General features: G+C 53.9%; 19 protein-coding genes. 6 read left to right on the forward strand and 13 right to left on the reverse strand.

Annotated elements, in window-relative coordinates; translation table 11 throughout:
- Window positions 1-84: 84 nt before the first annotated feature.
- Window positions 85-321, reverse strand: a complete 237-nt coding sequence (locus WMO36_RS07785) for a hypothetical protein (protein ID WP_099571528.1) — start codon at window positions 319-321, stop codon at window positions 85-87.
- A 45-nt stretch (window positions 322-366) separates the two neighbouring features.
- Here WMO36_RS07785 and WMO36_RS07790 point away from each other — a divergent pair, with 45 nt between their 5' ends.
- Window positions 367-1,572, forward strand: coding sequence for an ATP-binding protein (locus WMO36_RS07790; RefSeq protein ID WP_349077248.1), 1,206 nt, complete (start codon window positions 367-369; stop codon window positions 1,570-1,572).
- A 111-nt stretch (window positions 1,573-1,683) separates the two neighbouring features.
- The gene (locus WMO36_RS07795) at window positions 1,684-2,505 is read left to right on the forward strand and encodes an alpha/beta hydrolase (RefSeq protein WP_099571530.1); all 822 of its coding nucleotides are present in this window, start codon (window positions 1,684-1,686) and stop codon (window positions 2,503-2,505) included.
- A 267-nt stretch (window positions 2,506-2,772) separates the two neighbouring features.
- Here WMO36_RS07795 and WMO36_RS07800 read toward each other — a convergent pair whose 3' ends face one another.
- Together WMO36_RS07800 and WMO36_RS07805 are read right to left on the reverse strand one after the other, a co-directional pair.
- Window positions 2,773-3,903 carry a glycoside hydrolase family 172 protein gene (locus tag WMO36_RS07800; RefSeq protein WP_349077249.1) on the reverse strand — a complete coding sequence of 377 codons (1,131 nt, stop codon included), beginning with the start codon at window positions 3,901-3,903 and terminating at the stop codon, window positions 2,773-2,775.
- Window positions 3,904-4,089: 186 nt separating this feature from the next.
- The gene (locus WMO36_RS07805; protein WP_349077237.1) at window positions 4,090-6,339 is read right to left on the reverse strand and encodes a glycosyltransferase family 2 protein; all 2,250 of its coding nucleotides are present in this window, start codon (window positions 6,337-6,339) and stop codon (window positions 4,090-4,092) included.
- A 295-nt stretch (window positions 6,340-6,634) separates the two neighbouring features.
- On the opposite strand from WMO36_RS07805, the gene WMO36_RS07810 reads away from it, so the two are divergent.
- The 3 genes from WMO36_RS07810 to WMO36_RS07820 all read left to right on the forward strand — a co-directional run bounded on the left by WMO36_RS07810 (window position 6,635) and on the right by WMO36_RS07820 (window position 11,607).
- A complete protein-coding gene (locus WMO36_RS07810; protein ID WP_349077238.1) occupies window positions 6,635-7,903 on the forward strand; it encodes a chitinase in 1,269 nt (422 codons plus the stop codon).
- A gap of 98 nt (window positions 7,904-8,001) precedes the next feature.
- Window positions 8,002-10,458 carry an EAL domain-containing protein gene (locus WMO36_RS07815; protein ID WP_349077239.1) on the forward strand — a complete coding sequence of 819 codons (2,457 nt, stop codon included), beginning with the start codon at window positions 8,002-8,004 and terminating at the stop codon, window positions 10,456-10,458.
- Window positions 10,459-10,590: 132 nt separating this feature from the next.
- Window positions 10,591-11,607, forward strand: a complete 1,017-nt coding sequence (locus tag WMO36_RS07820) for a LacI family DNA-binding transcriptional regulator (RefSeq protein ID WP_349077240.1) — start codon at window positions 10,591-10,593, stop codon at window positions 11,605-11,607.
- 81 nt (window positions 11,608-11,688) lie between these two features.
- On the opposite strand, the gene WMO36_RS07825 is transcribed toward WMO36_RS07820, so the two are convergent.
- The 10 genes from WMO36_RS07825 to WMO36_RS07870 all read right to left on the reverse strand — a co-directional run bounded on the left by WMO36_RS07825 (window position 11,689) and on the right by WMO36_RS07870 (window position 25,513).
- Complete coding sequence (locus WMO36_RS07825) at window positions 11,689-13,044, reverse strand: N-acetylglucosamine-6-phosphate deacetylase (RefSeq protein ID WP_144171089.1); 1,356 nt, start codon at window positions 13,042-13,044, stop codon at window positions 11,689-11,691.
- A gap of 290 nt (window positions 13,045-13,334) precedes the next feature.
- Window positions 13,335-14,147 carry a glucosamine-6-phosphate deaminase gene (gene nagB / locus WMO36_RS07830; RefSeq protein WP_349077241.1) on the reverse strand — a complete coding sequence of 271 codons (813 nt, stop codon included), beginning with the start codon at window positions 14,145-14,147 and terminating at the stop codon, window positions 13,335-13,337.
- 68 nt (window positions 14,148-14,215) lie between these two features.
- Complete coding sequence (locus tag WMO36_RS07835; protein ID WP_349077242.1) at window positions 14,216-16,228, reverse strand: beta-N-acetylhexosaminidase; 2,013 nt, start codon at window positions 16,226-16,228, stop codon at window positions 14,216-14,218.
- Between the two features lie 98 nt (window positions 16,229-16,326).
- Window positions 16,327-17,247 carry an ROK family protein gene (locus WMO36_RS07840; RefSeq protein WP_271725042.1) on the reverse strand — a complete coding sequence of 307 codons (921 nt, stop codon included), beginning with the start codon at window positions 17,245-17,247 and terminating at the stop codon, window positions 16,327-16,329.
- A 108-nt stretch (window positions 17,248-17,355) separates the two neighbouring features.
- On the reverse strand, window positions 17,356-18,315 hold the full coding sequence (locus WMO36_RS07845) for a carbohydrate ABC transporter permease (RefSeq protein ID WP_144164270.1): 960 nt from the start codon (window positions 18,313-18,315) through the stop codon (window positions 17,356-17,358).
- On the reverse strand, window positions 18,312-19,256 hold the full coding sequence (locus tag WMO36_RS07850) for a carbohydrate ABC transporter permease (RefSeq protein WP_349077243.1): 945 nt from the start codon (window positions 19,254-19,256) through the stop codon (window positions 18,312-18,314). The genes WMO36_RS07845 and WMO36_RS07850 overlap by 4 nt, the downstream gene beginning before the upstream one ends.
- Before the next feature lie 274 nt (window positions 19,257-19,530).
- Window positions 19,531-20,838, reverse strand: a complete 1,308-nt coding sequence (locus WMO36_RS07855) for an ABC transporter substrate-binding protein (protein WP_349077244.1) — start codon at window positions 20,836-20,838, stop codon at window positions 19,531-19,533.
- Between the two features lie 457 nt (window positions 20,839-21,295).
- Window positions 21,296-23,119: a glycoside hydrolase family 13 protein gene (locus WMO36_RS07860; RefSeq protein WP_349077245.1), complete on the reverse strand. Its 1,824-nt coding sequence runs from the start codon at window positions 23,117-23,119 to the stop codon at window positions 21,296-21,298.
- A 31-nt stretch (window positions 23,120-23,150) separates the two neighbouring features.
- Window positions 23,151-24,164 carry a LacI family DNA-binding transcriptional regulator gene (locus WMO36_RS07865; protein WP_117664706.1) on the reverse strand — a complete coding sequence of 338 codons (1,014 nt, stop codon included), beginning with the start codon at window positions 24,162-24,164 and terminating at the stop codon, window positions 23,151-23,153.
- Window positions 24,165-24,172: 8 nt separating this feature from the next.
- A complete protein-coding gene (locus WMO36_RS07870; RefSeq protein WP_117664707.1) occupies window positions 24,173-25,513 on the reverse strand; it encodes an ABC transporter substrate-binding protein in 1,341 nt (446 codons plus the stop codon).
- A 679-nt stretch (window positions 25,514-26,192) separates the two neighbouring features.
- On the opposite strand from WMO36_RS07870, the gene WMO36_RS07875 reads away from it, so the two are divergent.
- Window positions 26,193-26,450: hypothetical protein (locus WMO36_RS07875; RefSeq protein ID WP_349077246.1), on the forward strand; the 258-nt coding region annotated here is incomplete at its 3' end.

Consider the following 26,450-nt stretch of genomic DNA (forward strand, 5'->3'; position numbering starts at 1 on the left):
TCTTCAGGAACCTCGCCAGCCGTCATAACCGCTGACATGTTCTATATAAGCGCCCAAGTCTTAGAGGAATGATGCGTGTTCCTGTCAATTCGCTGGGAAAAATGTATCGGACATGTAAGCGGAACATACACATTCGTGAATTCCGTCGAATGATTGCAACATTATTTCCGATTTGCCCAATCGCACGTCCATATCACTCACCCACTCTGCAAAATCATCCATTTCACTGGACGATTCTGTATTTTCCACAAAATCATCCAGTAAAATGGACAATTCTGCAAAAATCGCAAAATCATCCATTTCACTGGACGTTTTCGACATATCATGGATAACATCAACATCATTTCAGCAGGGCAGAGGTTCCACATGGTCACCAGTGAGCTTATCAAGCGACCGCAGTACACCGATTGGCTTCAACGGTGGAAAGACCGGGATGTCATCAAGGTAATCACCGGTCTGCGACGTTGCGGAAAATCCATGGTTTTAGAGCTTTTCCGCCGTTCGCTGGTTGCGGAAGGCATTGCAGAAAGCCGTATCATCTCCATTAATTTCGAATCTCTCGACGCACACTATCCAACCGATTACCAGTCTTTATACGATTACATCGTTGAGAGACTGCAGCCGAACTGCACCAACTATGTTTTTCTCGACGAAGTACAGCACGTCGAACATTTCGAAAAAGCTGCGGACGGACTGTACGTGCGTGATGACGTCGATTTGTATATCACCGGATCGAACGCAAATCTGCTTTCCAGCGAATTGGCAACACTCCTCACCGGACGATATGTCGAACTTAAGATGCTGCCACTGTCTTTCTCGGAATACCGAAATGCATTGCAATCAACAGCAAATGACAATGCGCTGTTCGACCGGTATCTCACATATGGAGGACTCCCCTACGTCACGCAGCTCACCGAAGATCGGGACATCGCCGACTATTTGGGAGGCGTGTTCAACACCATTCTTGTAGCGGACATCGCACAGCGGAACCCCCGTATGGATATGCGGGCATTCAACGATGTAGCTGCATTCCTCGCCGACAATGTAGGTAATCTTGCATCACTGAAAAGCATGTCCGGAGGCCTCGCCGCAAGCGGCCGCCGCATTTCTCCCACCACAATCAGCGGGTATATCGAAGAAATGGTTCGTAATTACCTACTTTTCGAAGCAACCAGATACGACCTGCAAGGCAAAGCGTATCTGCATAGCGAATCCAAATATTATTTGGGCGATATGGGATTTCGATTCTGGCTGCTTGGCAAAAGGCAAGGCGACCTCGGACACCGCATCGAAAACGTGATCTACTTGGAATTGCTGCGACGGTACAGCACCGTTTCGGTCGGCAAGCTTCGGGGCGGAGAAATCGATTTCGTCGCATCCGATGCCAACGGCCCGCACTACTATCAGGTTTCGCAAACCGTGCTTGACGAGTCGACACTTGCGCGGGAACTGGCACCATTGCAGACGGTGCGCGACAATCACCCCAAAACGCTGCTCACTCTAGATACCGTCGGGCTCGGCGACTACCAAGGCATTCAACACCGCAACATTCTCGACTGGCTGCTCGAGTAGGACGCACTCTCCCGACTGCACAATTTGCATCCACGGATCACAAGGTACGAAAAATAGCGGGACCAAATAGTTCCTGCATAACGTGCGTCGTGTTCCACCTATGATGGATATATGAAATATTTCGAACACGAAATTCTTGGCATCGATGGCAGCGCAGCGAAATTCGTCGGATATTGCCTTGACAACAGTGAAGAAATCGTTCCCGATCGTGTACGTCCGTCCGTTCTCGTGATTCCGGGCGGCGGTTACGAAATGACGTCCGATCGCGAAGCGGAGCCGATCGCGATGCAGTTCCTCGCGGCCGGTTTCAATGCTTTTGTGTTGCGATATTCGGTAAAACCTTCCGTTTTTCCAGTTGCGCTTTTGGAAGCTGCCGATGCGATGAAGATGATTCGTGAGCATGCCGCTGAATGGCATGTTGATCCGGAGGCGATTGCTGTAATCGGTTTTTCCGCGGGTGGTCATCTGGCTGCGAATCTCGCCACGTCCACCAGCGATGACGTGCTTGAGGCACATGGATATGACCCGGATGCGGTGCGCCCGAACGGTTTGATGCTCGCCTATCCTGTAATTACGTCTGGCACGCTCGCGCATCGCGGCAGTTTCGACTCGCTGCTTGGCGAGCGACGCAACGATCCGGAAGCGCTCGAATCCGTGTCGATCGAACGCCATATTGACACCAAAACACCGCCGGTGTTCGTATGGCACACCGTTCCCGACGAAGTCGTGCCATATGAGAACACACTGATGCTGATCGACGCCTGCAAGAAGGCTGGCGTCAGTGTGGAGGCGCACCTGTTCCCGAACGGCGGTCACGGACTGTCGTTGGGCACTGCGGAAACCGCATGGCAGGGCGTCAACGGCATCGAACCAAGCATGCAGATCTGGACACAACTGGCTGTTGCGTGGATGCGCAGAACGTTCGCACGATAATCGGCACAGCAGGCGTTGCGACATCTAATCCCGTCTGCACAAGTCGCATTTCCCGTCTGCACAACCCACACCCCGCGTCTGCACAACCCACAAAATTGGGTTAAAACCCGAGTTGTGCAGGCACAGAACGCAAGTCGTACAGACAGCACAATGCCCCCGAACTGACCGGAAAGACTGGAAATCGCAAGTTCAGGGGTATAAATGGGCCGATTGCTGTCTGCACAACTCTTGAATCGGCCCGATTTTGCGGGTTGTGCAGACAACAATTCAGCGGGGCTGACGGAAGCGACGATCGCCAATCGGATCGAACGGAGTATGCGGCTCGAGCTGATACCAGTATGCGACGGAAGCGACGTCGTCCTGACGCTCGAAATTGCCGCCCTCCTCAGTACCGATCTGCTGCCATTCCACACGCAAATCATGTTCGAAATAAATCGGATCGGGAATGTGCCAGCGATACAATCCGCGGGTCACCGGCGTATTCACATCCCAATACGCGCTCTCGCGATGCGAGGCGAGACGCTGCGAATAGAATGGGAAACCGACGTACGGCGCACAGAACGTCTGCTCATGCATACGCCCATGCTCGTCGAAATCGGCGAAACTCCACGCGCCACCGAAATAATCCTCGGCACCGGTGCTGCACCACGTGGGATACCGGTCGTCCCCATCGATGTACATCTTGACTTCACCCTCGCCCCACCAGCGGCTTTCCAACGCGGTGAGCGCCAGATACGTGCCGATATATGCGCCACGACCGTGCACGCCGTCGAGCACCACATAGTCGCGGGCCAGTTCGGTGACGCGCTCGCGACGCCACTGCGCATGGAAACGCATGGTGTCTGCCGGAAGCGCGTCATATTCGGTGTAATCGATTTGGTAGAAGAACGCGGGAACGTCTTCATTGTGATCGTTGCGAAGCACGATGCGCGCATGTTCAAACGGCATGGAGAAATAGCAGTTGAAGCCGCGATTAGGCACGACCACCACCGGCATCGAATTGACTCGACAAGCCTGCGCGTGACCGCAGCAGAAGAAGTCGCCGATCGGGCATTGCACAGACGGGGTTTCCTCGCCATCCCAATAGAATTCCAGAATCAGATTGCGAAGCACGTTCGGGCCGGTCGGGGAGGTTCGGTCAGTGACGGTCATCCAAATATGACGGATCACGCCCGGACCGTCCACATCCATCAAAGTGACGCTCTCCCCTGCTTTCACGGTTTGAATGCACGGACTGCCCTTGCGCGACGGGCCAAGCGCACTGGCCGCAGTGGCCGCAGTGCCCTTGCCGCCCGTGGGATTCTCGGCGTTCACACACCGCGTGCGCCCCGGCGCCGCAACCGCAAGCGAGTCAAGCGGATTGCGCGCGGAGAACGCACCCAACGAATCAACCTGCATATCATGATACGAACTTTGCTGCATAGCGCTCCAATCGTTATCTCGAGTCATAAGAAACCCCTTTTCCCGCTACTTTACGGCATCCACAACAGTGCCTCACGGAGATTCGATCCAAACACGTGACAAGATTTTTTGCTACACGGCTTTTTAAACCCCAAGAAAGTGCAGACAGACACGGGGAACGCGCTACAGCGGGCGGGACTCGTAGATCATCTGACGATCGCCGAAGTAGAGGGCGTCACGCCAGGAGGCCTTCTTGCGGACCGCTTCCTGCTGCGGTTCCTTGATCGGTACGAAGAACCAGCGAATAAGGCCAACCACCATGTCTTGCACGGAATGCCAGATGCCGATATACGCGGTCAGCGCCCAGAACGTCACGATCGCATTGAATCCGGCGAACACCGCGTTACCCCAATTATGCGAAAACGTATCGGCATAGAACACCATGCACGAATAAATAATGATCACCCACGGCATCGTCACATACAAGGCCGGAGAAGCGGTACGATTATTGACTTTCGGCGTACGCGCGAACGGAATCTTCGTATTCGTCATGCCCTGCTGAATCGACTTGAGCGTACCGGAAAGATTCACCGTCAACAGCACGATATTGAAACCGTAAATACGGAAAATATCAGAACGCTTATACCCGTTACGCTTCAAATCGCTCGACATGGTGGCAAAATACGGCAACGAAGCGAACACCACCCATGGGCTCAGCAACCGCTGATCGAACGGATACGCCAACAGGAACATCAAGCCGAAGCTCGACCATGCGATGGACGCCATATAGTTCACGCGCAACGCCCACTCGCCCAGCTTCACATCATTGCCCTGCTGATGCCGCGCATGCACAATGCGGAAGAATTTGCCGATGATCAACAGACCACCGTTCGCCCAACGCCGCCGCTGCACCACCAGCGAGCCGAAATCCGGAGGCGTGGCACTATAGCTCAACCGCTCCGGATAATTGACCAAATGCCAGCCGAAATAGCCCAAATCAATACTGGATTCGGTGTCTTCGATTACCGTACGATCCTGAATATACGTTTTCACCGTACGCGTGCCCTCGGTCGAGACCACGCAAATATCGTCAAGCGCGGCCTTGCGGATCACCGCATTCGCACCCACCCAGAACGTGGCATCATAGTACGTCATACCCTGATGCAGCATATGCTGAATGTCAGTGGTGGCGGCCGCAATACGTTCGATTCGCGTCGGCGCTCCACGATACGAGGAATACGGAGTCTGAATCACGGCCACGCGCTCATTGCCCGGCTGTTCCATCTGGTACACCAAACGCAGGCAGTAATCACGCAGCAGCATGGAATTGGCATCCAACGTCAGCACATATTCGGAATTGCGCATCACGAAATCCGGAGATTCGCCCTCACGCACGTCACGCAAAATCACCCCATCGGAAGTTTCCACACGTTTGAGCGAGTGTCCCATCAATCCGATGAAGGAATTCAGATTCATGGCCTTGTTGCCTTCGCGGGAAGTCGATGCGTACAGTTTGCGTTCGAAAGACCATCCTTTTGCGGTGAAGATACGCACCAAACGTTCATACAGTTGCAGAATGCGATTCGCGTCGACATGCTGCTGCAATGTGATCGATTCGTTCAACGCCTGTTCCGTCAAACGCAGGTCGCGTGCAAGACCGCGCAATACCTGATCGCAGAAGAAATCGTCGGTATGATCTTCGACCAGCCATGTGTCGGCCTTATGCTCCAACCATTGCGCGGCCGCACGATAGTCTTCCGCACAGCGTGCGACCACGCTACGCCTTGCGTCCATCTGATCGGCGAACGCCGCAGCGGTTTCGTCGCGCGCTTTTGTGAAACGTTCCGCAGGTGCCGCCAATTCGGCTAATACTTTCGGCATGAGTTCACGGCTTGCTTTGAGAATCGCTCGCGCCTCATCATTTTTAGGATGCGGAGGATCGTCGATTAGGAGTACGACTGCAAGGTCGGGAAATTCCTGCAATGCCGCCGACCAGATTGTTTTTTCGACAACTTTCGGCTGTTCCACATACGATGGGATCAGTACGGTGATGCCTTTGTTGTAGTTATGTGCGAAATGGTCGTCGAGCATCGCCCGAGGCACGCGTTCATGTCGGATGAAGCGATATAGCGCGCCCTGCCGTGTGACCAGATAGACGAGCGCACTGAAAATCAGCGTGGTCACAATCGTCATGTACAGCACGCCTTCAACCACGAAACGTAACGTGAGCGAAGGATTGTTGACGAACAATGACAAAATCATCGTGATCATGTAGATAAGCCATGAAATAACCGTGCAGATGATGGCAACGTAACCGAGCACAACGCGCGTCGGCGAAGGCTTGGCATGCATGATCGCAAGCGGTTGCGTGGAGGTTTCAGCACCCCACTGATGTTTGCGATCACCACCTTCAGCATCCCCTATTCTTGCCACCTCAAACCCCTTTGAATTGCCGGCGCCGCCTCATCGACGCAAAAAATACATCACTGCCTAAAATCTTCGTACCAGCCACATACTACACTCCCTTACCGTTAGCAAGATATAAGAGAGCCAGCGCACGAGAGGAATACCCAATCCCCCGTAAAATCACCCGCCTGCGCACTGAAGCCAAGCGGGGCATAGCCCGCTCGAACACCCGATGCCCCCATCGGCATGGTAGCTTGACGATTCTTGATGAAAGGGAATGATGAAACCCTTGTTTCCGGGAAGGCGATTTTCCTTCCTCCGATTGTTCATAGCGATACTGTGCATCGCGCTCGTCGCGGCCGGCACATGGTCGTGGATCACGTTCACGCGAACGGCGGCTAAGAAATTGCCGGAACCCTGGTTCGGTGGCTATGTGGACGTGACCGCGACACCCTCATACGAGTTTGAATCCAAAGTGGGCAACGTCTACCGGAATGTGTCCCTCGGTTTCATCACCGCCGGCGACGGCTGCCAGCCCAGCTGGGGCGGCTACTACACGCTCGACGAAGCGGCTTCCGCGCTCGATCTCGACAGCCGTATCGCGCAAACCTACAAAACCGACCGCACGGTAACCGTCAGCTTCGGAGGCCAGAACGGTACCGAGCTGGCCGCCGCATGCACTGACATCGACGCGCTTGCCGACGCATACCAGCAGGTGATCGACCGCTATCACATCACCTCGCTCGACTTCGATATCGAAAACAAGAATCTCGACGGCTACAGCGAAACCGCAACCCGGCGAGCGCAAGCCGTGGCAAAACTCATCGCCAATGAAAAAGCGAAAAACAAAGGAAAAGACGATACCAGTCACGATCTGATCATCAGCCTGACGCTTCCAGCTGACGCGAAAGGCCTTACAATGCAAGGAATGCAAACCGTGAATGCGTTTCTGGACGCTGGCGTAACGCTTTCCACCGTGAATCTCATGACCATGGATTTCAACGTGGCATCCACGTCAATCACACAATCCACCCTGATCAAAAGCTCATTGAACGCGGCCCACGCGCAATACAAAACCTTGCTGTACAGTCGCGGCAAACTCTTCAGCGACCATCAGATCTGGGAACTGCTGGGAGCCACCGTGCTCATCGGCCAGAACGACACCAAAAACGAGTATTTCACGCTCGACAATGCGCGCGAAATCAACACGTTCGCACTAGAAACAAGCCTGGGCCACTTAAGCATGTGGTCGCTGAATCGCGACCAGCAATGCGGCGAAAACTATACGAACACAAACACGCTCAAAACATTCTGCAGCGGCATGAAACAGACGGACGGCGAATTCGCCACCACCTTGGGCTCGGGCTTCCGAGGCACACCGGGCACGCTCGTCGATTTCGACAATGCACGTTGGAATTCCTCGCAGCAGGCCTACCCCACATGGGAGCCAGACGTATTGTACAAGCAAGGCGACAAGGTGATCTGGAACGGCGATATCTACGAATCGTTGGGCAACAACGAAAACGAGCAGCCGGACAGCGCCGAGGAAGGCACGAACGCACCGTGGCGCATTATCGGACCGGTGCTGTAGCCGGCGGCAACGCAAGCAAGCACAAGCAGACATAGGCAGGCAGACGTCACTTCTTCAGCAAGAAGCAACGTGAAACAAGGGAACGAAATCAGGCAATCATGACATCGAAGCAATCAAAGCATCAGGCAATCAACAGCAGCCAGCCAAAAGACGGTATCAGAAAACCAGCCAGAATCACCATTCTGGCCATCATCTATGCGTTGTGCATTGCGGCCGCAATCGCATTCCATGCGCAGGAAGGCGTGCAGCAACTTATGGAAGACCCTGCGCGCATCTGCATATGGTCGCTGTGTTTTCTGCTGTGCCTGATCTACCACAAAAAGCGTTCGTCGTATCGCGTTGCCGCCGAACACACCATGCTGCCACCGTTGACCGTCATACTGCTGGTAACCGGCTATTTCCCCAACGTGGCCATGTTCCTGATCATCGTTACCATCATCACGTCGATCATCACCGCACGCAGTCTGAAAATCGGCATTCTTCACGCCGGAACCACACTTGCGCCAATCCCACTGATCAAAATATTATTTGCGAATACTTCTCACGTACTGTCGATTATTATCAGACAGAATTCCGTCAATGCTGCGATTAATCCTTATCAATTTCAGCATTGGTTGCTGCCATTACTGATTATGACTGCTGCAGTGCCGATTATTCGATTGATTTGTGATATTGTAACGTTCTTTTTTGTACAAATTCCGATTCGTAAAGCCATGCACGAGTATTCGCTGTCTCACATTCTTGCCATGGCTTTGGCTGATTTGATGGCGATTGTGTGGATTCCCGAAATTCTGGAGTTCGCCAATATTGGCTCGGATACTGCCACCGTGCTTTCCGTGTTCATGCTGGCACTGATCGCCTGCTCGCTGTTGCTGATGACGGTCGATACGATGAGCCGGCTCGCGCGATCCCGAAGTGCGTTGAAATGCATAGCGAATGTGAGTGACGCGCTGCCGTTGCCGAATCAAGTTCCGGAAGAGACCGTGGTAAGACGCATTAATCGTGGTCTCACCCGCATGCGCTGTTTCATCAGCAATGCAAACAATCTTGATAAAAGAGGGTATTCCTACCGCTATTCCGCGCCTATTTCCACCGGCTCGCGACAGTATTATCTCGCGACGGAACGCAGTATTTGGAATCGTCCGTTCATGTCGACCGACGAGACGATATTGCTCACCTGCGGCGAAATACTTACTGAATCGTTACGCGTGAACAAGGAAGTGACGCTGCTGCGCACCGAATCGGAAACGGATACGCTGACTGGAGCACTCACGTATCGTGCGTTCATCGGGCATTTGAAGAGCCTGCAAACCGAGAATGTGCATAATCTGGTTGCCGTGGTGTATTTCAGCGTGGAGCATTTGCGCACCGTCAACGAACATTATGGACGCAAAATCGGCAATGCCGTGCTGCGATCCGTGGGCATGCGTTTAAGCCAGCTGCTGCCGGAAAACGCCACGCTTTCGCGCGTGAACGGCGCGGAATTCGCCATGATCGTAACCGATGTGACGTCAACCAGTGGTGTGGAGGAGTTGGCCACACGCATGCGCAATCTTGCCGTCATGCCGGTGTATACCGAAGAAGGCGAGGTTTCCGTGGACGTGTCGAGCAGCATTTCGTTCTCGAACGCGACGGACGGGTTCGCCGTGCTGCTTGCCGATGCGAGCGCGCACATCTACGAGTCGGAGAGCTCCAATCTGCCCGTAGTCGACGGCATGACGTCCACGCTCGCCGCGCAGAATGGTTCGGGAGACTATTTCAACGCTTCCGACGTGCTTCGTCATGCGATCGAAGACAATACGATTTCCGTGCTCTACCAGCCGATTTTCGATGTGAATACGAAACGTATCACTTCGCTGGATACGATTGTGCGCGTGCATGACGCGAAGGGCCGTACGCTGGCACCGTATTTCGTAACGGCTGAAGCGCATCGTCTCAACATGAGCGTGCAGCTGACGCTCGACGTGCTGGAAACCTGCGTGAAAGACATGACCGCGTTCCGCAAGGTGGCACCCGAATTGGATATTGTGGACATTTGCATGAATGGTTCGGAATTAGGCGCATCCATCTTCCACGAGCGCTTGGAGCAGTTGACTCATGAGCAGCCACAGCTGCGTTTCGGTCTGCAGTTGGGATCGCATGCCATTCATGTGGCGCATGATGAAGTTGATGATGAGGTTGCCGATCTTGCCGCTTTGTCGAACGTCGAGTTGGGTTTGACCAATGCTGGCACCACGTATTCGGAGGTTGCCGCGTTCGCGCATCTGCCATTGGATTTCGCACGATTCGACAAGACGGTGGTTCGCGATTTCCGTACGCCTCGCGCAAAGCAGATCATGCAGCGCACGCTCGAGATTTCGCGCGATAACGATGCGTTCCATGTGGTGTTCGATGGCGTGGAGTCCCTGGACCAGGTTGAGTTCATCCGTTCCATCGGAGGCACGCTCGCCGAGGGTACGCTGTTGAGCAACGCCATGAGCGCCAACGAGTTCCTCATGCGCCTCGAGACCATGGGCACTTCATTGCCCGAAGCCGCCCCGAGGCAAGCTAAGTAAAGAGGAGTCTCGTTTGTCGCACGATTGCTTCATCTCGTGAAACGCTTAGAGGGAATACGGCAGGATGGAGGCATATATGCTAAATTAATTAGTAAATGTGTTTAGCCAACGATGGCTTCGAGGAGGATTCGAATGGCCACTATCAGAGAGATAGCGAAACGGGTAGGTTTCTCCCAAGCCACTGTTTCGAGGGTTTTGAAGGACGATCCCACCTTTTCGGTGAAGGATTCCACCCGCGAGAAGATTCTAAACGCCAGTCTAGAAATGGGGTACAAGAACGTACCGCAATATCAGCGCATTACCATTCCGCAGGATGTCGCGATTCTCGACAATGTCGTTCCCGACGAGGGTTTGCAGGACGTGTATTTCGACGAGTTGCGCGAAGCGCTCGTCAAACATGCTGAAGAGCAACGCATGAACGTAACCATGCATGAGGACGTGGATTCGCTGATCGCCAATGCCGACAAATACGCCGGATTCATTTCGATCGGCCCATCGCCATTGGGTCGCAAGACGCTGCACCGCCTGCATAGGAAGCTTCCACACGGCGCATTCATCGACATCAATCCTGCGCCGGAATTGTTCGATTCAGTGCAACCCGATTTGGAACAGACCATATTGGATGCAATTGACGCGCTTACGACATCCGGCTGCTCGCGAATCGGTTTCATAGGCGGCTTGGGCAACATTATGGGCGAGCATGAATATCCGGAAGATATTCGTACGTTCGCATTCCGCAATTGGACGCTACGTTTGGACTTGGACGTGCAGGGATTGGTGTATGCGAATGGCCCATTCACTGTGGAAAACGGCCGTTTGCAGGGGCGTCAGTTACTGCAGGATCATGCGGACGATCTGCCCGATGCAGTGATCGTTGCAGCCGACCCGTTGGCGGTTGGCGTGCTACAGGCGTTTGCCACCGAAAATGTGATAGTGCCACAAGATATCAAAGTAATCAGCATCAACAATCAGGAGATCGCGAAATACACATCTCCCGCATTGTCGTCGTACGACATTAGCCAGGACGAACTCGCGAAAGCCGCAGCGCTCATGCTTGCCGAAGCACTGACCGCGAATCGCACGATCAGCCAGCATATGCGAATCTCCACCCGTCTCGTCGCACGCGACAGTTTCACCCCGCAAGACTGAAAACAAAAAACTTGAGATACAGCAAGGACCGGCATCCTGTTACGGAGCCGGTCCTTGCAATTACGTTTCAGCAATCACGCCTCAACGAAGAGGGTGGGCGGCGCACCAGACGTGAGAGACGGACCAAGTGGCGGGGTCGAGCAGAAGCACATCGGCAGCGTAGCCGGGGGCTAGCAGACCGAGCGGCTTCTTGGTGACCGGGTTCGCACGGTCGAAACCGAATGCTTTGGCCGGAGTCAATGTGGCGGCTTCCACTGCGTCGGTGGGCGCGAATCCTAATTCGAGCACCGCACGCTGAACAGCCTTTTCCAATGTCAGCGTGGAACCGGCAATCGCACCATTCGACACGAGCCGAGCGTGACCATCAATCACATCCACATCCAACGCACCCAGCAAATAATGACCATCCGGGCAATCGGTGGCAGCCATGGCATCGGTTACGAATGCCATGCGATGCGGTGCGAAACCGAATCCCAAACGCACCATCGGATCCTGCACATGAAAACCATCATTGATCAGCTCGATAGTGACGCGCGGATCTTCAACGGCAGCCGGAATCGGACCTGGCTTACGATGATGCAAGCCATTCATCGCGTTGAACATGTGCGTCATAATGCCAGCACCCGCATCAAAACCCCTGCAGGCAGTTGCATAATCGGCATCGCAATGCCCTACCGCAGGAACCACTCCGGCCGCTGCAAAACGACGAATCGCATCAATACCGTGAGGCAATTCGGGCGCAATGGTAATCTGCCGCAAACAGCCGTTTGCCGCTTGCAAAAGACGATCAACATATTCGGGAACCGGATCCTTCAAGCATTCCGGATCATGCGCACCTTTGCGAGACAACGCGAGGAACGGACCTTCCAAATGCGCGCCAAGAATGTCAGGGCGAGCATTCATCATGCCACGCACGGTTTGAAGATTGGCGCACATCACATCAAGCGGATTGGTGATCAAACTGAGCACTTGGCGGGTGGTGCCGTGCATCATATGACCTGCGCGAGCCGTGCGTATGCCTTGCACGCCATCATCGAAGGAGCTCCCCCACGAACCGTGCGCATGAATGTCGACGTAACCGGGAGTCATCATGCAGCCTGCAGCGTCGGTTACGGAACCGGTCGAACCGGTCATGGAATTTCCGGAACCAGCCGAACTGACCGAACCGGAATCAGCATCGGCACCAACTGCAGCCTCCGCATCCAAACCGACGCTTGCGCAAGCCGCAGCAAAATCATCGTCCCGATTACCAGTCGCAATAATCGCACTACCATCGGAAACTATCCAATAATGTTCCGCAACACCTCGCGCATCGACTTTGCGCGCATTGTGAATCGCAAACGGGCGGGCCGACTGCGCCAACGCAATGTCCACCTCATTCGCAAAACGCTCCCGAGACTGTTCCATATTCAAACCTTCCGACTCACTTCCAGCCATATTCCTCAATTAGCATCCAATTCTTCCAGTCAGTGGAAGAATTACCCCGCCGACAAGCCCATCAGCGTCCAAAAACCTCCAGTCGGTGGAAAAATCCTCCCGCTAACAGCCACCTCAGAGTCCCAATTCCTCCAGTCACTGGAAGAATCCGGACGGCGAAATACCCTCGTACTGTCCAAAAACTTCCAGTGAGTGGAAGAATCATCCCGATGACAGGCCGAAAAGCGTCCAGAATGTTCCAGCGAATGGAAGAATCCGGACGCTAGCGGACACCGACTGCGGAGCAGCAATCAGATGTGCTGCCAGGCGGGCTTGTGAGCGTAGGCGTAACGGTAATAGTCCTTGTGACGTAGGCGGCTCGCAGCCTCTTCGTCCACAATAATGGTGGCGTGCGGATGCATTTGCAGCGCGGATGCCGGGCAGAACGCACTCACACCGCCCTCCACCGTTTCGGCCACAGCCTCGGCCTTGCCCGATCCGAAGGCAAGCAGCACCAAATGACGGGCTTTGAGAATTGTGCCGATACCCTGCGTGATGCAATGCGTAGGCACCTTGTTGATGTCGTCGTCAAAGAATCGGGCGTTGTCAATGCGCGTCTGCTCAACCAACGTTTTGACGCGTGTGCCGGAAGCAAGCGACGATCCCGGTTCGTTGAAGCCCACATGCCCATCCGTGCCAATGCCCAGAATCTGCACATCTATGCCACCGGCCTCTTCGATTGCCTTATCGTAGGCAGGGCCGGCAGCCGCAATGCGTTCGCCGTCGCTCAGCGGCGCCCCGTCGAGCACGTCACCAGGCACGTGCACCAAATCAGGGTTCAGTCCAAGCGGTTCCACGACAGTGCGGTGAATGGTGGAATGGTACGACTGCGGGTGATCAAGCGGCAATCCCAAGTATTCGTCCAATGCGAAACCGCGCACCTGCGATACGTCAATATGCTCGCTGTGTACAATGCGTGCGAGCGACTGGTATGCGGCGAGCGGACTGGATCCGGTTGCCAGACCCAATACCGCATTCGGCTTGGTTTTGATGAGATCGGCGACTGAACGGCCGTAAATATCGCCCGCTTCGCGCTCGTTTTTCACGATGATGACTTCGGTCATGATGTTCCTTTCATTGAACTTGGATTGACGTTTTCGTTTGCTGATTACTTGAGAATTTGTTTGATGATTTATTTGCTGATTCGCCGCAACTCGTCGGCCGCTTTCCACACGGTTTCCTGAATGCGATGCAGTTCCGATGGTTGACTCGTCACAGCCCATTCCTTCGCATAGGCCTCGCACCAGCATTCGAGATCGCGTGCCAGCGCACAGCAGTCGGAGGACTGCTGATCGTCAACGTCATGCGCATCACGCACGTCATGCGCGCCGGCGAGCGCGAATCCCACTCGATTGAGCAACAGCTGACCTTCCATGGCGATACGCACGGCAGCTGCAATGCTCGGCTTTCCTATATGCGCCATAATTGGCGCAATTTCAACCATGCATTGCTGCAGCTTACGATTGGCTTGCGGAATTCGTTCGATTGTCGTTGCCATATTGCGCATCATGCGATCGCGCGCCTCACGCAAAGTCAATGCGTTTCCCGGATTGGCAAGACGATCGGTCAAGCATGGGATGGTTTGCGCAACTTCGGTATTGCAATTTCCCGTACCATCATCCAATTCGAGATATTCCACAAGCTCACGCCAAGTGAATGCGGCTTGCGCGGAAGCGCTACGGAGCAATGTGACGAACCGTGCGCTGCAATCGTCATATTCGACGCGCGAAATACGCGCGAGCAAATCATTTTCGGCACTATTTTCGTCAGTATCTCCAGCAATATTTTCTGTTGGATTCCACGCATATTGCGCACCGAATATCATGCCAGGCACGGCCATGCGCGGATCGTTGACATGCCCAAAATCGCCCCAATCGGTGACGAGCATGCCTTCCGCACCGCAGTCGCGGCCGTATCGTGCGATGCGTGCAATGTTGTTCCACGCGTCGTCGATGCGAGGGAGCAGCGCATTCCACCCCCATACGGCCGGGCATACGATTTGTTTGGCTCCGGCTTTCGCCACAAGTTGGATTTTCTCGTCGGTCGCTTTCGACTCGTACTGCCAGTTCAGCAGGGTGACGTTGTTTGGCAGGGTTTCGAGAATTTCCGGCATCTCGATGGCGATGTCTCCCCAAAACATGGGCTCATGGCCTTGCTGGGAAAGGTGTTCGCAGAGTTTGCCCACGTATGTTGCGTACAGCGTTGCGACGCCTACGCGTTGAGCTTCCTGCTTCGACTTGCCTTTGCCGAGGTCGAAGGTTTCGTCGGCGCAGATATTGAATCGTTTCGTACGGAAAAGTTGCAGGTACGAGTCGACCAGTTGCGTGGAGAATGCGAAGGCTCGATCGTCGGCGACGTTGAGCGTGTGGTGCCTCATGCGTTCGATGAAGCTGAACGGCCGGTCTGCATCTTCGGGGAATTCGCCAAGTTCGCGCAGTTCCTGCGTGCGCATCGCCACGTATTGGTGGCCGAATGTGGAGACTGACGGCACGAGTTCGATGCCAAGGCTCGCACAATATTGGTCGAATTCGACTATGTCTGCCGGAGTGAGCGGGCTTGAGCCACGCCACGTTTCGCTCATGCCGTCGAATGCGAACGTATGCTCGATGTAGAGCTGCAGCTGGTTGTATTTGTAGAGGCAGAGTTTGTCGGCCCACTGTTTGAGCCATGCGAGCGTTGGCACGCGTCCACGCGTCGCATCCAAGTAATATCCCCTGATCTGATATGCGGGAGCATCTTCGACCTGCAGCACTGGTAGCACGACACCGTTTTGCCGTATGAGCTGACGCAGGGTCTGCACACCGTTGCGCACACCCTCGAAATCGCGAGCGGTAATCGCAATGCCGTTAGTATCGACAGTCAGCGTGTATGCACCGGGAATGCCATCTTCTTCCGCTGCGCCCGAATCCGCAATATGCAAACTGATGAATCCAGGCCACATGTCGCCAGTCGCAACATCCCAATCAAACCCTGTCACGGAATGTATGTCGGCAACAAGCTGACGTGCAAGCAGATAATCGCCATCGCCAATTGCAATGGATTCGTTCACACGGTCCGCGTAAGGCAGCAATACCGTACCTTCGCCGACCGTTATACTGCTTGGTTCGGGAATGATCGCCCATTCGCGGGTGTTCTCGCTTGTCATCGATTTGCCTTTCAGCTTGCTAATTCGCCGTTTTACGCGGATTATCGTGCGATTACCTGCGACTTGTTTCACGTCGCTTATATTGTTTGGTTTCCCAGCTACGCTCGTTTTGCTGCGAGCGCGGCACCGATTGCACCGATTGGTTTATCGACCGCTGCGATTCTGATTTTCGATGCGATGTCGAGTGTGTTCAGGAATCGGCAACCTTCTGCCCTGCGGCTCAGTTCGGCTTGAATGACTTCGATGAGATCATTGCCGGTTTTCGCCATGCCTCCGCCGATGATGATACGTTGCGGATCATAGGCTTGGGCGGCGATTTGGATGACATCCCCCATGCCGTGCGCCACTTTGCCAAGCACGTCGTTGGCACGCTTGTCTCCTTGCCGCGCTTTGCGGATGAGGTCAGGCATTGGCGGGTTGGCGGAGGGCCAGAGTTTTGCCACGGCTCCGCCGGATGCCACGGTTTCCAAGCACCCGCGCTGCCCGCATGGGCATTCGAAACCGTTCGGGTCGACGGGCAGGTGTCCGATTTCGCCGATGAATCCGCTGTACCCGTGTTCGGCTTGCCCGTCGCGTACAAGCCCTGCGGCGAGGCCGGTGCCGAAGTTGAGGAACACCACGGTTGCGTTGCCGTCTACGTGTTCCACGAATTCCGCGGCTCCGACCGCAGCCGCGTTCACATCGTTTTCCACGTAAACCGGAGCGTGCATAATTTCACTGACGCGTTCGCCGAGTTCCAAGGTTTCGATGCCGAGATTGACAACATTGCGCACTTGCCCGGTTGCGCAGTTCACCTGTCCCGGAATGCCGATGCCGATGGGCAACGGTTCGTTGGAAAGTATGCGGGCGACACGCACGATATCGGATACAACATTGTTTTCACCGGAGTGCGATGGCATACGGTAAACGTCGACGACGCGGTCCATCGCGTCGAGCAGTACGCCTTCGATTTTCGTTCCGCCGATGTCGATGCCGACGCATCCTTGCGGACGATTATTGCGATGCAGTCTTGCGTTCATTGCATGTACCTGCCTGGAATAGGATAAGTGCCCGGATTGCGGTTGTTCCGTTGCTCCGGGCACCCGTGCGCAGCGTTTACGCCACGCACGGAGTTGGATGGATACCTGTCAGCCCTTGACCGCGCCTGCCGCAAGACCTGCCTGCCAGTAACGCTGCAGACCGAGGAAGAGCACAATCACCGGCAGCACGCCGAGCAGTGCACCCATCATCAGCGATCCGCGATCGTTGAAGGTGGCGAGCGATACCATGCCATACAGGCCGAGTGTGACCGGCTTGAGGGTATCGGAGGAAACCATCATCAACGGCAGCAGGAAGTTGTTCCACGTTCCCACGAAGAGGAACAGGAAAATGGTCACCATGGCCGGAGCGAGCAGGCGGAGCACGATGGTGAAGAAGATTCTCACTTCACCGGCACCGTCGATGCGGGCCGCTTCCAACAGTTCGTTCGGCACGGAGGTTTGCGCGTATACGCGCCCCAGGAAGAAGCCGAATGGCGAAACACAGCACGGGATGATGATCGCTAGCATGGTGTTGGTCAGGTGCAGTGCGTGGAAGATGGAGTACTGCGGAATGGTGAGCAGTGCGACCGGCATCAGCATGCATCCCATGACCACGCCGATGGCGATGCCCTTGCCTCGGAAGTTGAATTTCGCGGTAGCGTAGCCGGCCATCACCGAAATGATTGTGCCGATCAGTGCGGAAACTCCGGAGTAGATCAGGGAATTCAGCACCCAACGCCAGAACTGGCCACGGGTCCACCCCATGAGCTTCGAATAGTTGGTAGCGACGGCGTCAGGAATCTGGTCAAGTCCGACGGCAAACCACAATCCGTTGCTGCTAGCCAGCTGCGATGGTGTTTTGGTGGATGCGATGATGGCCCAGTAGATCGGGAACAGGAAGTAGATCAACGCTACGACGAGCACGATCACGGTAATGGTTTTGACGATCGGTGACGGGCGCATGGAACGCGGCAGATCATGCTCAGCCGCCTCACGCTGCCTTTCCATCATGCGTTCCGCTTTTCTGTAAGCGCGTTCGTCTTTTCTTGTTTTAACTGCGATGCTCATTGCTCGTTCACTTTCCTCTCGACCAGTGCGTAGATCATAGCGAGAATGCCTGCGATCAGTGCCATAACGATGGCGACTGCCGATGCAGGTCCGTCGCCGCCTGGGGTCAGGGTGCCTTGGGATGTGTTCATGGCCATCATCATTGGCGTATAGGTTTTGGAGATGCCCGGATCAGCGGTCTGCATGATCTGCGGTTCGTTGAACAGCTGGATTGTGCCGACGATGGACAGCAACATGGACAGCAGTGCCGCGGAACGCACGTTCGGCAGTTTAATGCGCGTGGCGATCTGCCATCCGCTTGCGCCATCAATGCGTGCGGCTTCGTACAGTTCGTGCGGAATCGCCTGCAGTGCGGCCAAGAAAATCAGCATGTTGTAGCCGGTGAACGTCCATGTGGTGATGTTTGCCATGGAAGCGAGCACAACGTTCTTGCTGAAGAAATCAACGTTTATTCCGATGGCCGCAAGACCTTTGACGATCGGCGAAATCTGACCGTTATACAGGTACACCCAAATGATGGATGCGACCACACCTGGAATGGCGTACGGCAGGAAGTAGCCGAGACGGAAACCCGTGATGTGCTTGACCACGAACGAATCAATGACCATCGCCAAAGCCAACGCGATGATGATCATCAGCGGAACCTGAATGAGGGTGTAGATCAGCACCCTGCCCACACCGGACCAGAAATTGCCGGACGTAAGCACGTACTCGAAATTCTGGAATCCTACGAATTTATTCACCAATTCGCCGCCGCCGTACGCGCCGCCGCCCTCGGTGACCTGACGGAAGAAGCTGGAATAGATGGCATAGAAAATCGGGATGATGAATACGATGGCGAACAGTATGCCGAATGGCGCCATGAACGCCCATCCTGTTCGATTCTCGCGGCGTTGCGCATCAGTGCACTTTGGTTTCGCCGCATGCGTTGTTGCAGTCATGATGTACCTATCTTTCGCATCGGATGCCATTCATCGTTAATGGCATCTTTCACAGTTCGAATCGCCGTATCCAAATCGTCATCACGGGAGAGGAGTGCCGGTTTCAGCCGCTCCGTCGAATCAGCTAGATCGATTCATAGGAAATATTCACGGGGAGGAATATTTGTGAGAAATGTTATGGACAACGGTGCGAAGCCGTGTGTTGCGTTGGCTTCACACCGTCGTTGGAGGGGTTATGGAATCAAAGCGGGTGATCTCCGACTCCATACGTCGATCACTTCGCTATAGGCAGACCGTAGTTCTTAAGGGTGTCGATGGAGGTCTGCTGTGCCACAGGGAACACATCCGCCACCTTGCCGGAACCATCGGTTGCCTTGTCGGCGGCTTCCTTCATGGCCGAGGCGACTGCGGAGTAGCCCGGCATGTAGTTGAATGCGACCATGTTGTCGTTGGCAGTAGCGAATTCCTTCATGACATCCTGACCGCCGTAGAATTCGCTCCAGGATTCAGGGGTCTTTGCGGTTTCGGTATTGGCGGCCACGATCAGACCCTGGGACGTCAGATCCTCAACCTGAGTGTTGAACCAGTCGAGGAATTCCATGGCTTCGGCCTTGTGCTCGCAGCCCTTGAGCACTGCGACGCCGGAACCACCGTCAGGGCCGGTGCTGGTGCCATTGCCGAACCAGTCGCCGATCTGGGTGACGCGCCAGTCACCCTTGCCGGTGTCTCCTGCGGAGTCCTTGAATAGCGGAGCCTCCCAAGCGGCGCCGATGTTGCCGATCAGCGTGCCATCCTGCAGGGATGCATCGAACGACGGCACCCAACGCGGGTTAGTCAGCGTGGCCTTGTTGTCTATCAGTTCCTGGAAGGTTTCGGCAAAGGCCTTCGAACCGCTGCCGTTGGTGTTGACCACCCAAGCGTTGTTCTTGACGGTGTACCACGGGTCGGAGGCGTTGGACAGACCGGCGAAAATGTTGCCAGCCTCATCGGCTTCGTAATCCATGATGTACTTGCCGGATGCAGCCGCGGTCTTTGCCGCTGAGATCAGCTCGTCTTTGGTCTTGGGAACCTTGATGCCCAGTTCGTCGAAGGCCTTCTGGTTGTAGAAGTACACAAGCGGGCCGGTGTCTTGCGGCAGGCCGTAGGTCTTGCCGTCAACCTGCATCATGGAATATGGGCCTTCGGCGAAGTCGCTTTTGTACTTCGCGGCCTCTTCGGTCACGTCTTCGAGCAAGCCCTTGGTGAACACCTCAGGCACTTCGGCGTAGCCGACCTGTGCAAGATCCGGAGCGTTGCCGGCCTTGACGTCGGTTTCCAGCTTCTTGATCATGTCTTGTGCGGCACCATCGAACTTGGTGGCCTTGACCTGAATGTTCGGATGATCCTTGTTCCACTTGGCAACAATGTCTTTGACCAAGGTCATACCTTCGGAATCCGGAAGACGGTGCATGTAGGTGAGGTTGACGACCTCTCCGGAATCCCCGCCGGAGCTGGCAGTGTCGGAACCGCATCCTGCAAGACCCATGCACAGGTCCGCGAAAGAAGCTGCGCAAACCATCAAACGCTGAGTGTGGGATCGCATATCTCTCTCCTTCGTGAGATTATTCCGGCACCTCATCGCGCCGGATAATCACAGCATATATACGCAATTCCTTTTTGTCAAGTTTCCTTACATTTAAATCAGAAGCAAGCTACAAACAATGCCAAAGCATTGCAATTTAGCCAAACATAGAGTATTCACAAAAGACAGAAATGCTTATATTTGCATCACACAACAGTTTTCAGTAATGCTTATTGACAATAAATACACAACGAAGCATCCTTGCATCGCGGCAAACTACAATATGTATCAGCCCCACACGGGAAAGCGAGAACACCGTGAGCGGCACCAGCCAGTGTTCTCCAATTCACATTTGACGGACATCGACTTCCCCATTAAGAGACGCCACTCCGGGAGATAGACACGCCCCTGACATTGACTTCATGTTCACACTCAACCAGGGTAAGGTCGAGCGTGAACATGAAGTCAGCTTGAGTCATTAGAGCTGAATCACGACTCCCTCCCAACGAGCAAGCTCGCCACGAGCGATCGACCTCACGCCATGCGCAACATCATAAGTGCTGAGCAGTATTTGCGATTCCGCGACGCCATCGCCGAGCAGCTCCGCCACTTCTCCCGGCAGGCCGGCGGATTTATCGGTGAGGTTGACGACAACGAGAATCGTATCGTCGCCGCCGGTGCGAGTGAAGGCATATACCTGCTCGTCATCGGCAGCAAGCAGATTCCACTCGCCCGTCGCGACGGTCGCGTTATTGTGGCGCATGGCGATGAGCTTCTTGTAGAAGCCGTACACGGAATCCGGATCGTCGAACTCCTCGGCGGCGTTGATCTCCACGTGATTCGGATTCACGCCGATCCACGGCTCCGTCGCCGCGTCCGCCGGGGTGAAGCCGGCATACCTGGAAGCGTCCCACTGCATCGGCGTGCGCGAATTGTCCCGTCCGATGAGTGCGAGGGCCGCCATCATCGATTCTGCGGACTGGCATTTTGCTTCTTCCACGCGCTGGCGGTAGCCGTTGATGGATTCCAGATCGCGATACTGCTCGAGCGTGGTGAAGTGTGCGTTGGTCATGCCCAGCTCTTCGCCCTCGTAAATGTACGGGGTGCCGCGGTGCATGTGCAGCAGCATGCCGAACGCCTTGGCGCTCAGCTCGCGCGACTCGCGATCAGCGTCATTGCCCCAACGGGAGACGACACGCGGCTGATCATGGTTGCAGAAGAACAGGCTGGCCCAGCCGGCGTTCCTCACGGCCTCCTGCTGTCTGCTCATTCTATCTTGAAGTTTTTTAGGAACAAAAGCGCGTGTATCCCATTTTGATTCGGGGGATTGATCGACACTGACGTGGTCGAACAGGAACAGCATGTCGAGTTCCTTGTGGGCCGGATTGGTAATAAACTCGTTGCGTTCCGGAGTGATGCCCGGCGCTTCGCCGACGTTCATGTAGCCCTCACGGCCCTCGAACACCTCACGGCGCATTTCGGCGAGGAATTCATCGAGCCGCGGACCATCGGAACAGAACGGGCTCGCGTTCGTATATCCCTCTTCGCCTATCTCTCCTTCGGATAATTCCGAGTCGACCTCTCCAGGCAGCCGTCCGTGGCTATCGAGATGTTTCGAGATCAAGGTGATCACGTCCATGCGGAAGCCGTCGATGCCGCGATCCATCCACCAGTTCATCATCTTGTAGACGGCCTTGCGCACCTCCGGATTCTCCCAATTCAGATCCGGCTGCTTCCTGGAGAACTGGTGGAGGTAGTATTCGCCACGCTTCGGATCGTACTGCCAGGCGGAACCGCCGAAATAGGAACCCCACCGGTTCGGCTCGGCACCCGGAGTGCCCGGCTCATGGCCCGGCTTGGCTGGACGCCACCAATACCAGTCGGCATGCGGATCGTCCTTGTCTCGGGAGGCCTGGAACCAGGCATGCTCGTCGGACGTGTGGTTGACCACCAGATCCATCACGATCTTCAGACCGCGCTTGTGCGCTTCGGCAAGCAGCTCGTCCATGTCCTCCAACGTGCCGAACAGCGGGTCGATGTCCTGGTAGTCGGAGATGTCGTAGCCGTTGTCGTCCTGCGGGGACCTGTAGACCGGGGACAGCCACAGCACGTCCACGCCGAGGTCGGCCAAATAATCGAGACGGCTGGTGATGCCCTTCAGGTCGCCGATGCCGTCGCCGTTCGTGTCTTGGAAGGAACGCGGGTAGATCTGGTAGACCACCGCGTTGGCCCACCACGGGTTCGGGGTCGCGCCGTTGGAACGCACGGCGTCGGGAAGGACGGAACGATTGAAATCAGTCATATCTTGTTTCCTTATTAAATCAAGTTCTTCATCAACGCGATGCTATGGATCCACGTTGCCTATATACGGGATGAATCAATGTTGCTTTTTCCTTTCCCTTTAGAGTTCCATCCATGAGCCGGACAAGCATGCTCATGCCCAGTTGACACAACTCTGCTGGCATTAAGGGAAATTCATCTATCCTCAGACGCTTGCCTATGGAATCTGTATATGTTCCCGCTGAAATCAGCGAAAGATCTTGAGGAATCTTCATTCCACGCTGTCGCGTCGCAGCAACAAGATTATTAAGGAACAATGGGCCGCCTTGAGTCACAATTGCTGTGTTCTCACTCGAGATGAACCTCTCAAGTAGGTTTTCGGCAGCATCGAAATCATCCTCGTCGGTAAACTCTTCATCTATATGAATCTTATATCGCGCAGCAGCATCATGCATTGATGCCCTGAGTCGAATGAGGTAATTTGCACCTCCATTTCGTTCGTAATCAATCTCCTTCCCCCCTGCAAACAGAATTCTGCTGTGCCCATTACGACAAAGCGTTTGCATGATCATTTCACCCATTTCAATAAAATCGGTATCAATGCATGGCACATTTATTTCATTCATAGGATGTCCAATAGAAATGACCGGAATACTTGAAAGCTGAGCTAATTCAATTCGGGGATCATTCATAGTCACATCCATAAGAGCGACACCATCCACCATCCCAGTGTCGATGATGGAGCGAAGCTGTTCATCTCCTGTTTCCTCAGTCAACAGCAACGTTTCATAGCCAAGTTGTCTGGCCGCTTTGAGGAAATTTAGAAAATAAGCACAATAATTGGTATAGCTGGTGGAATCATGGACAGGCGAACTCAGCGCGACGAAATGAGTCTCACCACTCAACGGAGCTGGACCACCGTTTTTCGCCAAGTAACCAAGTTCCCGCGCAGCTTGCAATACTCTCCGACGGGTATTTGCCCCTATGGGACGTTTCCCTGTCATCACATAGGAAACCGTGCTTATGGAAACTCCTGCGAGAGCCGCCACGTCCTTGATTCCAGCCATTGTTATCCTTATTCGTTCACAGTAAAGCCTTGGCTCTTTCCTTGCTCAACGAGCTTGTCCTGCCAAGCCTTCACACCTTCCTTCATTGTGGTCTGTCCCGTGTAAGCCGCCCCGACAGTGTCGGTGAAAACGCTTCGCGCATAAACGTCATAGGGCAGAAATTCGAACTTAGATGTGACACGCTTCGCAGCCTCGGCGAATTCAGCATTGAACTTCTCACCGCCAAAATAATCCACCGTGTCTCCATCGGAGTTCACCATAGTAGTCTGGCTAAGGAATTTATCGTTAGACATGGTCTTCAAATCAGCAGGAAAACCACCTTGGTCCACACGGGACATGATGGCATCAGAATTAGTGCTGGCAAATTCCATAAACTTGTACGCAGCATCCGCATTCTTGGATGACGACATCAGGGCAAGGGAGGAGCCGCCGTACTCAGAACTTACCTTCTCGCCGACGTTCCACGTTGGCATTTGAGCAATTCGCCACTTTCCAGCACCCTCCGAAGCATTGTTTAAAAACATGCCGGGAGCCCATGCAGCAGATATCACGCTCGCAAATTCTCCGGAACCAACTGAACGATACCAATCATCAGAACTATCTTTTGTCTTCGTTTCGATTAGTCCTTCATCAATCATCTTTTGCCAGAAGTCACAGAATTTCTGCACTCCTTTATCAGTAGTGAGTTTGACGGTAACCTTGGTGCCGTCTTTAGATGTGGAATATGGGTGTCCACCTGCTTGCCAGACCATTGCATTGAAGAATCCGGCGTTCCCTGGATCATTAGTAATATATGAACCAATCTGCTTAATCTTCTTTGCATCTTGATAGAACTCATCCCAAGTACTTGGCGGCTCAGAAATGCCAGCTTTGTCAAATACCTCTTTGTCATAGTAAAAAGCCATTGGTCCAGAGTCGACTGGCATACCATACATACCGCCATTGAAATTCACTGCATTCCAAGTACCTGGGGTGTAGAAATCCTTATATTTGGCAGTCCCATAGTCATTCAGATTTTTAAGAGAGCCCTTAATTACATACTCAGGAATCGCATAATATTCAATCATGGCTATATCCGGAATTCCACTGCCAGCTTCCAAAGCATTATTCAGAGCTTTGTATTCATTTTTACCACTACCGGCATTGGTAAATTTGATGACAATGTTAGGGTTTTTCTTCATGAAAACCTTAGCATTAGCTTTAAGATTGTTATCCCAAGCCCAAACATTAACAACCGTCTTACCGCTCCCATCGGGAGTTTCCGACTGAGTTGTTCCACACGCTGCCAATGGAACAACCATCGCCGCAGCACCGCAGAGAGCAATTATTTTTCCTAACGAGAACCTCATTGTTTCCCTTCTTTCTATTGAGCAGCAATGGCATGATCCTTGCTTTTGGCGCCCTTGCTTGTAGTCTGCATCTTAAAACCGAAGGATTATGACTGACAAATAATTTCGATGATTTCGACGATTTCAATAATCAAGGCACTCACCAGAACAGGCACGCGCGATTGTATCGTGTGAGGGCCAACACAATTGATGATCCATTGTCTAAAGAACGAGAAAGTCACATTAGCGAATATAGTGCTGTCCCAAGGAATGTGCCGCGTCTAAAAGCACATACATCGTCATATGATCGGACACTTCGACGCTTTACTAAGAAGTCAACACAGACCGGAAAAACCTATAACGTAAATCAACAGCGATGTCGCCAATAACAGCTCTGCTATATATTTCTATCAACAAATTGCCTGGAATATGTGCCAAATTGCAACCCCGGCGGTTCAGCTATCATGCGCTGAACCATCAACTTCGTAGGCCCTCACACGATACAATCGCGCGTGCCTGTTCTGGTGAGTGCCTTGATTATTGAAATCGTCGAAATCATCGAAATTATTTGTCAGTCATAATCCTTCGGTTTTAAGATGCAGACTACAAGCAAGGGCGCCAAAAGCAAGGATCATGCCACTGCCGTTCAATAGAAAGAAAGGAAAAAGAATACCATCGGGTGTCCTCGAAGGCATGAACCGTGCCGCCCGATCATCGAAATCTGAATTTCTTCAGCCCAACGATCGGGGTGCGATTCATCAAGGCTCCACCGTGGAGTGAAAGTACAGGCGCGAAAGGGATGCTTTCCCATCCACACCTGTTTCACACTCGGAAATCTTTGCGCGGCAATCAAAAACAATCAAAAAATGTCTCGAAGGAGAGAATGATGTCAGCAACGGAAGTTGTTGCCAATATGCCACTGCATTCGGCAACCGTGCGTGTCAATAAACACAAGGCG

The sequence above is a fragment of the Bifidobacterium hominis genome (genome assembly GCF_040095915.1).
Classification (GTDB): Bacteria; Actinomycetota; Actinomycetes; order Actinomycetales; family Bifidobacteriaceae; genus Bifidobacterium; species Bifidobacterium hominis.

Excerpts from the sequence above, each read along its gene's own strand:
- WMO36_RS07785 (WP_099571528.1), bottom strand. The coding sequence starts at position 321 with ATGTCGAAAACGTCCAGTGAAATGGATGATTTTGCGATTTTTGCAGAA.
- WMO36_RS07790 (WP_349077248.1), top strand. The coding sequence starts at position 367 with ATGGTCACCAGTGAGCTTATCAAGCGACCGCAGTACACCGATTGGCTT.
- WMO36_RS07795 (WP_099571530.1), top strand. The coding sequence starts at position 1,684 with ATGAAATATTTCGAACACGAAATTCTTGGCATCGATGGCAGCGCAGCG.
- WMO36_RS07800 (WP_349077249.1), bottom strand. The coding sequence starts at position 3,903 with ATGCAGGTTGATTCGTTGGGTGCGTTCTCCGCGCGCAATCCGCTTGAC.
- WMO36_RS07815 (WP_349077239.1), top strand. The coding sequence starts at position 8,002 with ATGACATCGAAGCAATCAAAGCATCAGGCAATCAACAGCAGCCAGCCA.
- WMO36_RS07820 (WP_349077240.1), top strand. The coding sequence starts at position 10,591 with ATGGCCACTATCAGAGAGATAGCGAAACGGGTAGGTTTCTCCCAAGCC.
- WMO36_RS07825 (WP_144171089.1), bottom strand. The coding sequence starts at position 13,044 with ATGGCTGGAAGTGAGTCGGAAGGTTTGAATATGGAACAGTCTCGGGAG.
- nagB (WP_349077241.1), bottom strand. The coding sequence starts at position 14,147 with ATGACCGAAGTCATCATCGTGAAAAACGAGCGCGAAGCGGGCGATATT.
- WMO36_RS07835 (WP_349077242.1), bottom strand. The coding sequence starts at position 16,228 with ATGACAAGCGAGAACACCCGCGAATGGGCGATCATTCCCGAACCAAGC.
- WMO36_RS07840 (WP_271725042.1), bottom strand. The coding sequence starts at position 17,247 with ATGAACGCAAGACTGCATCGCAATAATCGTCCGCAAGGATGCGTCGGC.
- WMO36_RS07845 (WP_144164270.1), bottom strand. The coding sequence starts at position 18,315 with ATGAGCATCGCAGTTAAAACAAGAAAAGACGAACGCGCTTACAGAAAA.
- WMO36_RS07850 (WP_349077243.1), bottom strand. The coding sequence starts at position 19,256 with ATGACTGCAACAACGCATGCGGCGAAACCAAAGTGCACTGATGCGCAA.
- WMO36_RS07855 (WP_349077244.1), bottom strand. The coding sequence starts at position 20,838 with ATGCGATCCCACACTCAGCGTTTGATGGTTTGCGCAGCTTCTTTCGCG.
- WMO36_RS07860 (WP_349077245.1), bottom strand. The coding sequence starts at position 23,119 with ATGACTGATTTCAATCGTTCCGTCCTTCCCGACGCCGTGCGTTCCAAC.
- WMO36_RS07865 (WP_117664706.1), bottom strand. The coding sequence starts at position 24,164 with ATGGCTGGAATCAAGGACGTGGCGGCTCTCGCAGGAGTTTCCATAAGC.
- WMO36_RS07870 (WP_117664707.1), bottom strand. The coding sequence starts at position 25,513 with ATGAGGTTCTCGTTAGGAAAAATAATTGCTCTCTGCGGTGCTGCGGCG.